Origin of the sequence: Streptomyces sp. NPDC048516 (assembly GCF_043199875.1) — a bacterium.
Lineage (GTDB): Bacteria > Actinomycetota > Actinomycetes > Streptomycetales > Streptomycetaceae > Streptomyces.
Genome location: NZ_JBICWS010000001.1, coordinates 754,822 through 769,042, shown reverse-complemented (window position 1 = coordinate 769,042; position 14,221 = coordinate 754,822). Strand labels below are relative to the sequence as shown.

The 14,221-nt window shown below is 68.5% G+C and carries 13 protein-coding genes and 1 pseudogene; 7 read left to right on the top strand and 7 right to left on the bottom strand.

Going from position 1 to position 14,221, the window contains the following annotated elements:
• Nucleotides 1–242: 242 nt before the first annotated feature.
• Nucleotides 243–518, bottom strand: a pseudogene (locus ACGFR7_RS03500) (inositol monophosphatase family protein); the annotation flags it as partial.
• A gap of 984 nt (nucleotides 519–1,502) precedes the next feature.
• Here ACGFR7_RS03500 and ACGFR7_RS03495 point away from each other — a divergent pair.
• From ACGFR7_RS03495 to ACGFR7_RS03485, 3 genes are all read left to right on the top strand, one after another.
• A complete protein-coding gene (locus ACGFR7_RS03495; RefSeq protein ID WP_393312446.1) occupies nucleotides 1,503–1,820 on the top strand; it encodes a hypothetical protein in 318 nt (105 codons plus the stop codon).
• A gap of 2 nt (nucleotides 1,821–1,822) precedes the next feature.
• On the top strand, nucleotides 1,823–3,454 hold the full coding sequence (locus ACGFR7_RS03490) for an alpha/beta hydrolase (protein ID WP_393312444.1): 1,632 nt from the start codon (nucleotides 1,823–1,825) through the stop codon (nucleotides 3,452–3,454).
• A 71-nt stretch (nucleotides 3,455–3,525) separates the two neighbouring features.
• A complete protein-coding gene (locus tag ACGFR7_RS03485; protein ID WP_393312442.1) occupies nucleotides 3,526–4,065 on the top strand; it encodes a hypothetical protein in 540 nt (179 codons plus the stop codon).
• Between the two features lie 189 nt (nucleotides 4,066–4,254).
• Here ACGFR7_RS03485 and ACGFR7_RS03480 read toward each other — a convergent pair whose 3' ends face one another.
• Nucleotides 4,255–4,980 (bottom strand): WhiB family transcriptional regulator, encoded by a 726-nt coding sequence (locus tag ACGFR7_RS03480; RefSeq protein ID WP_393312440.1) that lies wholly within the window; start codon nucleotides 4,978–4,980, stop codon nucleotides 4,255–4,257.
• 942 nt (nucleotides 4,981–5,922) lie between these two features.
• Between ACGFR7_RS03480 and ACGFR7_RS03475 the strand changes: the two genes are divergently transcribed.
• From ACGFR7_RS03475 to ACGFR7_RS03465, 3 genes are all read left to right on the top strand, one after another.
• Entirely contained in the window at nucleotides 5,923–6,708 is a 786-nt protein-coding gene (locus ACGFR7_RS03475) for a hypothetical protein (RefSeq protein ID WP_393312670.1), read from the top strand.
• On the top strand, nucleotides 6,653–6,916 hold the full coding sequence (locus tag ACGFR7_RS03470) for a restriction endonuclease fold toxin-2 domain-containing protein (protein ID WP_393312658.1): 264 nt from the start codon (nucleotides 6,653–6,655) through the stop codon (nucleotides 6,914–6,916). Before ACGFR7_RS03475 ends, ACGFR7_RS03470 begins: the two co-directional genes overlap by 56 nt.
• Nucleotides 6,917–7,056: 140 nt before the next feature.
• Entirely contained in the window at nucleotides 7,057–7,326 is a 270-nt protein-coding gene (locus ACGFR7_RS03465) for a hypothetical protein (RefSeq protein WP_393312438.1), read from the top strand.
• A gap of 115 nt (nucleotides 7,327–7,441) precedes the next feature.
• On the opposite strand, the gene ACGFR7_RS03460 is transcribed toward ACGFR7_RS03465, so the two are convergent.
• Nucleotides 7,442–8,509: a MerR family transcriptional regulator gene (locus tag ACGFR7_RS03460; RefSeq protein WP_393312436.1), complete on the bottom strand. Its 1,068-nt coding sequence runs from the start codon at nucleotides 8,507–8,509 to the stop codon at nucleotides 7,442–7,444.
• A complete protein-coding gene (locus ACGFR7_RS03455) occupies nucleotides 8,464–8,988 on the bottom strand; it encodes a GGDEF domain-containing protein (RefSeq protein WP_393312434.1) in 525 nt (174 codons plus the stop codon). Before ACGFR7_RS03455 ends, ACGFR7_RS03460 begins: the two co-directional genes overlap by 46 nt.
• Before the next feature lie 256 nt (nucleotides 8,989–9,244).
• On the opposite strand from ACGFR7_RS03455, the gene ACGFR7_RS03450 reads away from it, so the two are divergent.
• The gene (locus ACGFR7_RS03450) at nucleotides 9,245–9,802 is read left to right on the top strand and encodes a helicase associated domain-containing protein (RefSeq protein ID WP_393312432.1); all 558 of its coding nucleotides are present in this window, start codon (nucleotides 9,245–9,247) and stop codon (nucleotides 9,800–9,802) included.
• Nucleotides 9,803–10,069: 267 nt separating this feature from the next.
• On the opposite strand, the gene ACGFR7_RS03445 is transcribed toward ACGFR7_RS03450, so the two are convergent.
• From ACGFR7_RS03445 to ACGFR7_RS03435, 3 genes are all read right to left on the bottom strand, one after another.
• The gene (locus ACGFR7_RS03445) at nucleotides 10,070–12,631 is read right to left on the bottom strand and encodes an ABC transporter permease (protein ID WP_393312430.1); all 2,562 of its coding nucleotides are present in this window, start codon (nucleotides 12,629–12,631) and stop codon (nucleotides 10,070–10,072) included.
• Nucleotides 12,632–12,702: 71 nt separating this feature from the next.
• Complete coding sequence (locus ACGFR7_RS03440) at nucleotides 12,703–13,485, bottom strand: ABC transporter ATP-binding protein (RefSeq protein WP_393312428.1); 783 nt, start codon at nucleotides 13,483–13,485, stop codon at nucleotides 12,703–12,705.
• A gap of 388 nt (nucleotides 13,486–13,873) precedes the next feature.
• Nucleotides 13,874–14,152 carry a hypothetical protein gene (locus tag ACGFR7_RS03435; RefSeq protein ID WP_393312426.1) on the bottom strand — a complete coding sequence of 93 codons (279 nt, stop codon included), beginning with the start codon at nucleotides 14,150–14,152 and terminating at the stop codon, nucleotides 13,874–13,876.
• Nucleotides 14,153–14,221: the final 69 nt, after the last annotated feature.

Sequence of the window (14,221 nt, the reverse complement as noted above, 5' to 3'; positions counted from 1 at the left end):
GCGGGGCTGCGCCGCCTCGTCGGGGTTGCAGAAGAACGCCGGACGCGGCAGGCCCAGGCCGGAGAGCCACCGCTGGTAGCGCGCGGCCTCCTCTTGCGCCGGGACACCGGCGCGCAGGCGGAACACGGGCCTGCCGTCCGGCGCTTAGACGGTGGACGTCTCCGGACGCAGCAGGACCGTCTCGATGTCCGGCCGGTCGAGCACGTGCCGGGTGGGACGCCCTGAGCGGGGGCCGGGGGCGCTCATGCTGCGCCCTCGCTCACATGGGAGTGCTCTTCCAGCAGCCGCGCCAGCGAGCGCACCACCTCCGGGCGCCCCGAGATGTCGATCCGGGTGCGCCTCGGCGACCGCCTGTGCACCACGGTCCGGCCGCTGGCATGGATCAGGCCGTGGCCTGCCGCCGTGTCCCACCACGGGAGCGCCACCGAGACATGGGCGTCCAGGTCGCCGGCGGCCATCCGCAGCAGGTCGCACGCCGCCGAGCCGGTGCGCGCCACCTCGTAAAGACTCGAAGCGGGGGAGAAGGCGGCGCCCTCATCGGAGCGGTTTACCGCGGTAAACCGCTGCGATAGGGCGGAGAGCTCCGAAGCTGCGGAGACCCAGACACCAGCGGTTCCACCTCAGGCGACTGCGGGCACCCCAGGGCCCTCCGGCGGTGGGGCTTCGGGCCTCGGCGTTAATACCCCTGCCGGAAGCCCAGGACCGGCGGTTGCTGCTGAAGCGGACAGGTCGGAGAAGGACAAGCCCAGCCAGCCGAAGCGGCTGCCGTATGACGAACCCTTCTACATTGTTCAGCATCTGCGCATGAAGATGACCAGCGACGGCTTCGTCCAGGGCGGGCGATTTTGGATGTCAGTTCTACGCAAACAGACCCTGAGGAGTACCAGGCACTGCTGCGAGAACTGACCGAGCAGGAGCAGCCCGCCTGACGTCGGCGCTGATAAGGCGGCTCCCGTCGCCCGGATCGAGGTCCGGGCGGCGGGAGCCGCTTCGTGCTCAAGTGGGTTGGTGACGATGAGCCGGAGTGCAGGTGAGGCGGAGTCGTCCAGCAACAGCGCCATCCGCCGATGGCGGTTGCGGTGGCGGTGGCGGTGGCGGTGGCAGAGAAGCGGCTGAATTGTTGTCCGCAGACAAAGAGTCAGATGGAGATGGCCCTGCTCTGGTCCGGGCACTTTTAGCGGGGTAGTCGAGCGACTCGACGGATGCTGGTTGTTGTCCGCGGCGACGTGGAAGTCAGCAGCCTCTCCTCGCGTACCTGCTCAGTGGGGGACCACAGCAGATGTCAGGTGACCTTTCGCGAACTGAAGCCGACCGCGGCGACGCCCTCGACCGGGCGGCCGTGCCTGTGCGACAAGCGCCGACGTCGTCAGCGGCTTTGCGCCGTTCAACTCGCTGATCTGCAGGCTTTCAGCCGAAATCACCCACCTGAGCAACCAGCTCACGAGCGTCGATGTCATGATCACGCAACTATATATCTGCTCAACGGGGGGGAATGCAGGACTATGTCCAATGGCAGCATCTCGGTCACACCCGAGGAACTGCGGCGGGCGGCAGCCGCCGCCGACGCCATAAGCCACGATCTTCAGGACCCCATCGCCACCGCCAAACGCGACATCGAAGCAGCCGGCACCGCGATGAAGACCTGGTACATCGGCCCGGACATGAAACGGGTCGCCCACGACTGGGGCATGGCACTCGATGAGTTATGCCAACGGATCGGCGGCGGCACCCCCGACAGCGCGGCATCCCGCCTGCGGCGCACCGCGGACGGCCACCAGTTCAACGAAGATGCCACCGCTCAGTCCTTCCAGGCGTGGTGACCGTGTCCGACGACTTCAAGGAACTGCTCAAGCAGGACTTCTCTGATCTCGAGGCCGCCATCAGGTCCTGGCAGAAGCTGGCCAAGGCTTTGGAGGAAGCGCAGGTCCAGCACCGGCACAAGGTCACCGGCCCTTTGCACGCCAGTGAGTGGCGGGGCGTCGACTCCAGCTACGCCTTCATGAAGATGGAGGCGAGCGAGAACCAGCTCGGCGTTGGACAGTCCGACGTCACCTCCATCGCTACCATCCTGGACACCGTTCACGTGGAGATGAAGCAGGCCCAGCACATCCTGCGTCAGGGTGTGCGCACAGCCGAGGCCGACGGGTTCGCCGTCGACGACCACGGCAACGTGACGGATAGCAGGCCATGCCCCACCGGCAACGCCGACGAGGAAGCCCAGGAAGACCACGCGGTGCGTGTCGCCGTGATGGCCGGCTACAAGAACGACATCCAGGCTGCCCTCGACCAGGCCAGCACTGCCGACTGGAAGGGGCGGCAACTCCTCCAGAAGATCGATGCGTTCACCCTCGACAAGGACTACGGCGCCCAGGCGGCGAAGGACGGCGCTCGCGAGGCCGCAGGCTTCGCCCACCTCGACGAGGACTCCATACCTTCCAAGAAGGACCCGAAGGAGAACGCCAAATGGTGGGTGGGGCTTTCCGAGCAGGAGCGGCAGGAGTACACCGACGCCTACCCCGACAAGATCGGCTGGCTCGACGGTATCCCCAGTGCCGACCGTGACGAAGCCAACCGCAAGGCAGTGGATCTCTCGCTGGCGAACTACGACATGAAGAAGCAACGCGGCGAGTTGGGCATCCACGACCAGCGGCAGTACGAGGGCCTGCAAAAGCTGCAAACAGCGCTCGACAGGGCTGACGGTAGCGGCGACGACAAACGGCTCTACGTACTGGGGATTGACACAAAGGGCGACGGCCGGGCCCTCGTCTCAAAGGGAAATCCCGACACCGCCCACAACGTTGCCGTACAGGTCCCGGGCACCGACAACGACCTGGTGAACGTCGATGAGCAGATCGAGCGGGTAGACCGGCTGCAGAAGGCATCCCGGCAGAGGGGCGGCGACAGCACTGCGGTGGTGTCATGGCTTGGATACGACGCCCCCGAAACAGACGCCAGCATGGCCACGACCGGACGTGCCGACCCGGCCGGCGGTGATCTGAGAAGCTTCACGCACGGACTGCGCGAGTCTCATCAGGGCGAACGTGCCCACATGACCGTGCTCGGCCACAGCTACGGCTCAACAGTGGTGGGCGTCGGTGCATCCCACAGCGGCGGCCTGGATGCCGACGATGTCGTCGTGGTCGGCAGCCCGGGAATGGCAGTGGACCACGCCAAGGACCTGAACATGGCCCCGGACCACGTCTGGGCCGGCTGGGCGCCCGACGACATCGTCTCCACCGACGCCTCAGGCAAGACTCTAGGAGAAAATCCGGCGGAGAAGGAGTTTGGAGGCAAGGTGTTCGACGTGGACACCGAGGGGCACGGCGGCTACTGGGACAAGGGCAGCGAAAGCCTCGCCAACCAGGGCCGCATCATCGCGGGAATGCCTCCTGGAGAAGGGAAGTACCGCGTGCACCCCCACCCCCGCCCTAAGACAGAGGGACCCGACTGGTGACCAGCCGCACCCGCCGCCACAGCCGAATCAGCGTGCTCACACTCGCAGCCTTGCTCGCATCTGGAGGATGCATGACCGACTCCGGGAAGAACGACCCACTGCCAGTCAAGAGCAGGGACGGAGCCGAACGCTCTGCCCGCACACTGATCGACTCACTGGCCGGCCAGTACGGCCTCACGGCCGACGACAAGACGGTGGACAAGGAGTTCTACGAATGCTTCGGCAAGAACCACGAACATGCCACAGACGGCCGCTTTGACCTCTCCTACTCCGTCCGGGCAGCGATTTCAGGAGACGAGCACGGGAAGGCCTTGCGCGCCATGCGCAAGAAGCTCGAAGCCGAGGGCTACAAGATCAACGGCTACCGCGAGAAGCCATCTCAAGGGCTCATGGACGCCAAAGGCGGCAGCGACAACCTCTTCGTCTCGGTGGAGACATACGGACGCGGCAACGCACTCGTCTTCTCAGTGGAAACGCCCTGCTTCCTGCCCCCCGGCGTGAAGCAGGAACAGGTATCAGCCCCCGCCCCCAAGACCACTCCGGTGGCTCCCGTGCTCGTGGGCAAGCCGACAGTCTCGGCGAACCGCTTCCCCGGCAACCCCTTCGGCTAATCGCGCCCGACGGCAAACCCAAGTGCCCACCGGCGATGGCCAGGCGCCCCCGCAGAGAACAGAGCAGGTGATAACGCCGCTATCACCGCAGTACGACAGCCGCTCGTCACCAGTGGGTGACAGGCACCGGACATGCACGAAGGCCCGGCCTCACCGCCTGATCGTGGTGAGGCCGAGCCTTCATGGTGTTCAGGTGTGGTTGGTGGCGATAAGCCGCAGTGCAGGTGAGGCGGGGTCGTCCAGCAACAGCGACGACTGCAGCACTCGCAGTTCGGTGACGACCAGGAACATCGGCTCGGTCGGGGTACGCGGCAAGTGCAGGTAGCCAGTGACGCGGAGCTGGTCTCCCGGGGCCAGGTCGTGGAGGACGGCGTGCGCCATTACCGGGTCGGTGGCGCTGCACGGCGGCACCATTGCGTCCGTGCCGTCGTGTGTGGGGGAGCCGATGAGGCGGAACCATGCCATGGTGTTGTCGCCGGGCATGGCCGGCTCATCCAGGAATCCGTCGAGCGTACGGGGCCGGTCGGCTGGAGATGAGTTCCAGCTCCAGCCGTGCCATGGCCTGTTCGTGGACGGTCGGCGGGTTAGTGCGGGTCGCGTACTGCTTTTCCTGCTTGCGGCGTTCCTGTGCGGCGACCCCGCCGACCGGTCGTCGTCGAGGCGCCGCACGAGGTCTTTGCAGAGCATCGTCCGCTGACGGGCGGTGGTCGCCACCCACACCCCGGTCGGGGTGAGCTGCTTGTTGGCCAGGGCCCCTTGGAGGCAGTTCTTGACGATCGGGCAGCCGGAGCAGGCGAGCTTGGCCTTGGTGAGGGCCTTCTCCCGCTCAGCGCGGCCGGCTATGTCCTCGATGGCGAACGCCTTGGGATCGTTGCGGCACGCCAGCACCCTGTCGGTGCGGGGGAAGTGGATCACGGTGGCGACCAGCGGTTCGCGCAGCAGGTTCTGTTCGGTGGCCTGCCCGGCGTGCAGCAGCCAGCCTCGGTTATCTGGGGTTCGCGGGGTGTTGACGCAGGTGAAGGCGGTGTAGCTGGGTGAGGGACTCGAGGCACGATTGGGGTTTCGTCGGCTGGATCCTTCGGTTTCGGCCAGCTGTGAGACGCGCTTCGGCCGAGTTCCCGGACAGGGTTGGCCCTTCCGGGCGCCGTTGCACCCAGCAGGGCCAACCCGCTCGTTAGACGCCGGTCAGGTGCCTGATCGTTAGATCGATCACCAGCGCGGTCACCAGCGCAATGAACTGTCCGACAGGACCGAGCACGCGGCGGGGTTCTTGGTCGACCTGGTGCCGATCGTCCGAGTTTGAGCCTGGCATTTCCTCCACCTCCTTCCTTCTTGGGGTGTACAGGAGGGGAGTCGCGGCATCGGACCCGGCCAAACCGCACCCCGGATTCGGGATGGATTGGGCGACGGCAGCGGGAACGCCGCAGGTCGTCGCCATCTGCCAGGCCCACCTCTGGCCCGTGCCGGATTGTCCAACTCATCGATGTCCGGTACCCCTGGCTATCTGGAGGTCGCTCATAAGCGCAGCTACTGGGCCACGGGTAGGTCAGCGGGTGGCAAGGTCCCGGGCGCTGAGTTGGTCGAGTTGATGGCCAAGGTGCTGGCGGACGGTTTGCTGCAGTTGGTCGCGCTCGCCGCGGAGCCGACGGATCTCATCGCGGGCGGGTGCATCAGGGGTCTGCGATCTCTGAGCGCAATCCGCCACCCACAGTCCTCGCCGGTTGCTGGGCATTTACCGCCAGTTGATCTTGGTAAAAGCGTGGGCCTGAGGATGCAAAATGATCACCAAATGCGGCTCGGCTGCGTTCGGGAGAAAACACCCTGGACCGGGTACACATTGTTCTCGGGAGGTACACGGTGTCGGGGTTCCACGTCGACCCGCCGAAGATGCTGGTGTCGTCAGCTGGATTCACCGATCTACAGAGCTGGGCGAGTCAGATCCACCGTGGCCTCGTCGGGTCACTCGACGACGTAGCTGGGATGGCCGGCGACGACGAGACGGGCCACTCCTTCGCCGGGAAGTACGACCCAGCCGCCAAGGCGTTCGTACACGCCCTCCGGAAGGGCGTGGCTCAACTGGGCGGCACTGCGAATGGCCTCTACACGATGGCGTTGAACTACATACGCACCGACGCTGACGCAGCTGCCAAGTTCATGAAGCCCCAGCAGCTCCCGGCTTTCTCGAGCCCGCAGTGCGACGAGGAGCACAGAAAATTCGATATCCCCACCGCAGTCGGCCAAGCCAACTGGGTAGTACGCGAGATCATCGCCCAGTTCTGGCCACAGGGTGACCCGGAGAAACTCCGCCAGGCCGCCAAAGACTGGCGCCACGTCGGGCAGCTGGTAAGCCGCCTCGGTACGCAGGGCGACAAGCTCATCCGCACAGTCTCCACTTCCAGCGAAGCCAAAGCCGTGGACTCCTGCGCCGCCAATTGGCGCAAGATGCACAACGGCGGCGAGAGCGGCCCACTGCTCAACACTCTCAGCACATCGGCCCAGAAACTTGCATCCGCCTGTGATGCCTACGCCCAGGGCATCGACGACCTACGGGAACGCCGACGGCGTCCGCCCGCAGGACGGAGCCGCCATCGACGCCAAACACGGCGCACAACGGCCCAGTTGCCGCTCACCGCTACGCCTTAACAACGTCGACAAAGTGCCCGATTTCCTCTACAAGAACGTCGCCGATGGCAACGAAGACGGAATTGTGCGCTACAACTCCGCGATTCACGATCCGCGCAAGAAGGTCAACCACCTCGAAATCATCACCAACGACGAGAAGGCTGGCGCCTACTTCGACGCGATGATGGCCGCACACAAGACCCCGGGCGAGACGCGTATCGTCAAGTAACACCAGCCAGACCGACACTTTGAGAGGTTCCAGTGGGAGGCCACTACTACGTCAGCCCAGACCAAGAGGATGGTGGCTCTTGGGCGTTCTCGGCAGGCCAGCTCGCACAAACCGCCATCGCCCTGTGGCCGGGCTCAGAAGTGTCCGGGCCTTTCCCACCCAAGGACGCCACCGACCTCGACATCCATACCAGCGACGGTCACTGCCAACTGACCTTCTATCCGGCAGGCCCCGCACTCGTCTTCCCCGATCAGGATCCACTCCTCGTCCCCGCCCAAGTCATTCTTGGCCTGCTCAACGCCCTTGCGCCCGGCACACCGACCGTCTGGTGTACGGATTCCGACGGCACCCCTGAAGATCTCGACCTGACATGTGACGCCACCGTTCTGGCAGAGGACTTCAGTTCCTGAGTGGATCCTCCGTGCTCGCCGAGCTTCACCTGTGACGGATTCCCTGAGTTCCCCAGCACCCTGATCCGGTTGCGTCCGATTGGTCGGAGCCGGCCGGATCAGGGCGAACGTACAGTCAGTCCTGCAGGCGGACCGGCATCAGGATCGAGAAGGTGCCCTCGTCGTCGGGCTGGTGGATCGCGATCGGCGCCGTGGGGGCCCCGAGCTCCAGAAGCAGTCGGTCCCGGCCTCCGGCGGCCAGCGCGTTCAGCAGGAACTCACGGTTGACCGCGACGCGGTTCGGGTCGTCGTCGCTGTCCGCGCAGAGGGTCACCATGCCGCCGTCCTCCACCTTGAGCACGCTGAGGTCGGGCGCTCCCGCCTCGGCGGCACGGACAGGACCGGTCTCCAGGGCCTTCCGGAAGGCCGCCACCTCGACAAGGGCGCGGCGTCCGCCGGCCGCCGGCAGGAGACGACGGTAGTCGGGGAAGTCGTGGTCAAGGCACTGACCGGCCGCCTGCCTATCCCCGACCTCCAGAGTCACGCGGCCACCGTCGACGCAGAGCCGCACGGGTCCCTCGCCGTCCAACAGCGCCCGCATCGCGTCGACGAGCGGGGCGGGCACGATGACCTGCACTCGGCTCCCGTCGTGTCCGGAGACGCTGGCCTGCGCGACAGCCATTCGGTACCGGTCGGTGGCCACGACATGGAGGCTCTCCCCCTCGATGTCGAGCAGGACCCCGCCGAGCATGGGCAGCTCCGGGTCGGTGCTCGCCGCGAAACGGACCGTGTCCAGCGCGGCTGCCAGCTCGGGCGCGGCGATGGACAGCCGGACGGTGGCGATGCGGAGCGAAGTCATGACGTTCTCCCTGTGATCGAGTAGTGCTTGGAGCGCGGAGAACTCGCTGCGGGCATCGAACAGCCCTTGTTCGATGCGGCGCAGGTGTGCCTTGAGCAGCTTCCGGACCAGGTCGGTGTCCGCGCCGGACCAGCTGGCCAGCACCAGCCGGATGTCCGCCAGCGGCATCCCGGCCCGGCGCAAGCGGGCCAGCACCCGGGCCTCTTCGAGCTGCTCGGGTTCGTACCAGCGGTATCCGCTCACCGGATCCACCCAGGCCGGGACCAGCACACCGGCACGGTCATAGAACCGCAGGGCACTCACGCCCAGGCCGCTGTCGCGGGCCATCTCGCCAATGCTGCGCATGTCGTTCTCCACACCCGGCACTCTGGGCCCTGCACAAGGTCGAGGGTCAATCTGGCTCCGGAGCGGAATCTCGCGGCGCTCAGCAGCCGGCCCGCCAACCTGCGGGAGAAGACATCGTCTCCTCCGAGGCGGCCGACCGCGCCGCGGCTGCCTGCCCAGGAGGTGAGCCTCTGTGCGGGGGCGACCAGGACGCGGTCGCCGGCGGCGTGGCCGCCGCGTCCGTCGTTGATCTGCTTGAAGTGGTCCAGATCGACGAGGGTCACCAGGGCGCTGTCGCCATACCGGTCGAGGGTCTGCCGGGCCTTGGTGGTGTAGCCGTCGCGGCCGAGCAGGCCAGTCAGCGGGTCGCGGCGGACGGAGGCGAGCTTGCGGTGGAGGCTGATCGCGTGCACGGTCCAGCCGGCCAGCGGCATGGCGGCGGTAGTGATCAGGAGGGTGCGCGGGCCGATCCGGCCCGAGGCACGCGGGGCGGAGTCCATACTGTGGATCTCCCTCTCGTCTCGTACGGGTTGGGTGGCCCGGGGCGGTCGACGTGGTTACCAGGCCGATGGCGGCCGTCCCGGGGCAGAGCTACAGCTCGAAGGTGCTGGGTTTGGTGCAGCGGTAGGGGTTCGTCCAGCGGCCGGCGGTCGCGGCGGGCCAGTCGAGCCCAGCCGGGCCGGTAGCCGCAGGTGCCACAGCCGTCCGGCCGGCTGTGGGGGATCTCGAGTCCGGCGGCGCGCCGAGGGGCTGCTGGTGGAGTCGTCGGCCGGGGTGATGCCGGCCGAACGGCGCGAGCAGCTGGAGGCCATCGATCCGTCCTGGTGCCCGGCCTGGCCGGTGACATGGCAGCGGTGCTTCCACCTGGTGCGGCTGCATCTGGACGAGGGCGGGACGCTGCCCGCCATGGCGGGCAGCGTCGTGCGCCAGGGCGAAGACCTGGGACGGTGGGTGACGTCGGTCCGGCTCGGCTGGGACAGTCTCACCACCGTGCAGCAGTGGATGTGCGAACACATCCTCGGCATCCAACCCGCCGGCGAGGACGAGAAACCCAAGCCACGCACCAGCCAAGCCGACAAGTGGGCCATGCACCTCGCGGCCGCCCAGCAGTTCTACCAACGCGAAGGACACCTCCGAGTCCCCCGCAAACACACCGAAACGATCACCACGGGCGCAGCCCACGACAAGGACCAGGAACAACGGGACGTGCCGCTGAAGCTCGGGACATGGATCAGCAACCAACGCACCCGCGCCACGACACTGACACCGGAACGAGTGGAACAACTCTCCGCCATCGGCATGCGCTGGACATAGCCGCGCGCGGACGGTACGGCCCTCGGCGCCGCCCCCGAGTCGGTGCGTTGGCGAGCGCACCGCTGTCGGCCAGCGGCAGGTCGGAAGCACGCTCGAACTATCCCCGCGAACGGGGGGCGGGCAGAGGGGGTTGCCGCCGAGGGCGTGGGTGACGGTCCAGTGCGGCCTGGCCGGGCACGCCGTCCGTGGCGACGAGGACCGTTTTCTGCCTGAGCGGTGACGCTCCGGTTCCCCGGAGAGGGGGTATGGCGGGGCTAAAGCCGTGCGTTAGTCCTCCGCCACGGCTTCCAGCGGGCTCAGGGCGGCGGCTCGGCGGGCCGGGACGGTGGCGGCCAGCGCGCCGATCGTGAGGGAGAGCAGGCACAGGAGGAGCAGCGTCCCCCAGGGCAGCGCCAGGGAGTACTGCGGCATCGCGCCGTTGGCCAGCGAGCCGACCGCCCAGGCGCCGAACAGGCCGCCCGCCAGGCCGAGGAGCGTGCCGAACGCGGCGACGGTCACCGCCTCCGTGCGGATCATCCGCCGGATGCCGGAGCGGTCCATGCCGATGGCCCGCAGGGCGCCGATCTCCCGGGTGCGTTCGGCGACCGACATGGCCAGGGTGTTCATGATGCCGAGCGCGGCGATGACGCTGCCGAGGGCGAGCATCGCGTACATCAGGGTCAGCAGGTCGCCCATGGTGCCGGCGGCCTCGTGGACGAACTGCTCCCGGTCCTGCACCTTCAGCAGCGGGCTGTTGCCCACGGCGGTACGCAGCCGGTCCTCGGTGGTCTTCGAGACCGCGCCGCCGTCGGTGCGGACGAGGATGCGCTGGACGGAGCCGGGCAGGTAGCTGTCGTGCGCCACCTCGGTACGGGCGCCGAGCGCGTCGTGGGCGACGGGGTTGTCCTTGTAGACGCCCACGACGGTGTACTTCCTGGACTCCTGGTTCCGGCCGAGGGCGACGTCCAGGTGGCCGCCCGTGGTCACGCCGTTTGCCCGGGCGAGGGTGCTGGAGACGGCGACCCGGCCCGGCCCGAGTTCCTTGGCGGAACCGCTGACGAAGTCGAGCTTCATGACGTCGTGCACGGTGCGGGGGTCGACACCGGAGATCTCCCGGACGCTGCCGCCGATGGACAGGGTGGAGTCCGTGACGGCGCTCGCGGTCCGCACCCCGGAGGTGTCGGCCACCCGCCGTACGGCGGCCGGGTCGATGCCCGTCGTGGAGGCGCGGGAGCTGATCACGTAGTCGGCGCCGAGGCCGGCCGCGGCCTGGCGGTCGAGGGCCTGCCGGGTGGAGTTGCCGATGACGGCGAGGCCGGCGACCAGTGCGGTGCTGATCAGCAGGGTGGCGGCGGTGGCGGCGGTGCGCCTCGGGTCGCGCAGCGCGTTCTGCTGTGCGAGATGGCCGGTGATGCCGAAGCGGCCGGTCAGCCGTCCGGTCAGCCGGATCATCGGGGAGGCGAGGAGCGGTGCGAGGACGATCAGGGCGGCGACGAGGAGGGCGCAGCCGACCATCGCGTTCTGCAGGTTCTTCGCCGAGGCGTCCTTCGCTCCCGAGAGCGACACCAGCACACCGGCGCCGAGGACGAGGAGAGCGAGGCCCGCCGCGCCGCGGATCCGGGACCGCTTGGCGGAGGGCGGTTGTTCGGTCGTGCGCATCGCCTCGATGGGCGCGACCTTCGCGGCCTTGCGGGACGGCAGCCACGCGGCGAGCACGGTGACGCCCACGCCCACGCCGAGCGCCGCCACGACCGGGCGCGGGCCGGTCACCAGAGGGCCTTGGGGCAGCGTGTTCGCGTCGGTGCTCAGGATGTCGGGCAGCACCGAGGCGATGCCGAGGCCGAGCAGGAAGCCGGCCGCCGAGGCGACGAGGCCGACCAGGAGGGCCTCCAGGAGCACGGAGCGGGAGACCTGGCGGCGCGTGGCGCCGATGGCCCGCAGCAGTGCGATCTCACGGGTGCGCCGCGACACGAGCATGGTGAAGGTGTTGATGATGAGGAAGGAGCCGATGAACAGCGAGACCCCGGCGAAGACCAGCGGCAGCTTCTCGTAGCCCCGGGTCAGGGTGTCGACGAGGAGGGCCTGCTGGGCGGCCTGGGCAGCGCCGGTGGTGGCCTCGGCCCGGTCGGCCGGGAGCACGTCGGTGACCCGGCGGGAGAGCGCGGACTGGTCGGTGCCGGGGGCGGCGGACAGATCGATCCCGGTGTAGTGGCCCGGGGACGCGAACAGCTTCTGGGCCGTCGCCTTGTCGAACAGGGCGAGGGTGCCGCCGGCGGTCACCCGGGTGTCCTCGGTGGTGACGATGCCGACGAGTCGCTTGGTCATGACGGGGCCGTCGATGGCCAGAGTGATCGTGTCGCCGAGGCGGAAGTGGCCGGCGGCGACGGTGCCGCGGTCCACGGCGAGTTCGCCGCTGTTCGCCGGGGCGCGGCCCTCGGCCAGCGGGTAGCGGCTGTCCTTGCCATCCTTGCCCGGTACGTAGCCGGCGGCCGGATTCGCCCCCGGACCTACCCGCAGCGGGGTGCCGTCCGCCGCGTTCAGGGCGGCCGTGCCGTCGGCCGACGGGCGCACGGCGGCGACACCGGGTACGGCGGCCAGTTTCCGTGCGAGCGCGTCGTCGAGCGCGCTGGTCTGCTGGTGCGCGGGGGCCCCCGGCGGGGGTTCCTTCGCGGTCACGCTGACCGCGATGTCGGCAAAGCTCTTCGACGCGGCGGCACGGTGGGCCTCGGCGGTGGAGTCCGCGAAGACAAGGGTGCCGCTGACGAACGCGACGCCCAGGCAGACGGCAAGGAGAGTCATGAGTTGGCGGGCCTTGTGCGCCAGGAGGTTGCGCAGGGCTGTTTTCAGCATGGGGAGCTTTCGGGGCGTGGGCTCGGCGGAGGCGAGCGGGCGGCGGGTTCGGTCCTGGGGGCGAGGCGGTTTCAGCTGGTGTGCGAGAGGGCGCCCAGGCTCTTCATCAGGCCCAGGACCCGCTCCGGGGTGACGTGTGTCATCTCATCGACCAGGCGGCCGTCGGAGAGGAAGACCACGCGGTCGGCGTAGCCGGCGGCGACCGGGTCGTGGGTGACCATGACCACGGTCCGGCCCAGCTCGCGCACCGAGTCGCGCAGGAAGCCGAGGACTTCGGCCCCGGCGCGGGAGTCGAGGTTTCCGGTGGGCTCGTCGCCGAAGATGATGGCGGGGCGGGAGGCCAGGGCGCGGGCGACCGCGACGCGCTGCTGCTGCCCGCCGGACAGCTGCGCGGGCCTATGGCCGAGGCGCTGGGAGAGTCCGACCTTGGCGACCACCCGGTCCAGCCACTGCTGGTCGGGGCGGCGTCCGGCGAGGGTCAGCGGCAGCGTGATGTTCTCCAGCGCGGTCAGCGTCGGCAGCAGGTTGAACGCCTGGAAGATGAAGCCGATCCGGTCGCGGCGCAGCGCGGTGAGCTGCCGGTCGCCCAGCGTGCCGAGTTCGGTGGTGCCGATGCGCACGGAACCGGAGCTGGGCGAGTCGAGGCCGGCGGCGCAGTGCATCAGCGTGGACTTGCCGCAGCCGGAAGGGCCCATGATCGCGGTGAACTCGCCCTCCCGGAAGTCGATGCTGACCTGGTCCAGGGCTACGACACGGGTGTCGCCGCTGCCGTAGACCTTCGTCAGGTCGGTGGCGGCGGCCGCGACTCCTGGCGTGGTGTGCGGCGCGTGCGAGGCAAGGGGGTGGGCGGTCACGGGGGCTCCTCTTCAAGTACGGGAAGGCGCACTTCGAAGGGTGTCCGGGGAACGTATCGGGGCCTGGGCCGCTGTGTATCAGTGTCCGCGCCGCTTGGTAGCGGTTGTGTAGGGCGTGGGGAGTCCGGTGGCCGGGCGGGCAGGCGCGTTTGTGGTGTCCGAGGTGGAGGGGCGGCCGCATCCGTGCCGGTCGAGCGTGCCCGAAGCGGCGAGGCACACGCGGGGCCGCCCGGCCCGGGTAACAGTGGCGGGGCGGAGACATACACGTCAGGCGAGGACTCTCGGCGCACCTGTGAGGGACAACAGGGTTGCTGCCGAGAGGTCCTGGCCCGTCGGAGTGCTTCTTTGCTTCCCCCGACCGCTAAGCGATCAGTTCAACCACGGGCTCTTATCGGCGCTCCGACTTCGTCACGACGAATCGGGCCAGCGTACCGACGGTCAAGAGCGTCCCGCCGAAGCACAACGCGATCAGTCCGAGCAGGGCGGCGGGCTGCCCCGACTCACCCGCCCGCGGGTTCGCGGCGAAGGCACCGATGATCAGCAGCACGGACGCGATGACGGCGAGTGCGCCGACGGCCCACACCCCCCTGAACATGACGGTCTGCGCGCGGGAAGCGACGCCGCTCCGGCGGGAAGGAACAGGGGATGTGTTGCCGGAGGTGTTCACTGTTGTCTCCTCACGATTCGGGTGGACCGCTCCGGTCACGGACAGAGGTGACCGGCCGGGCACAGGGCT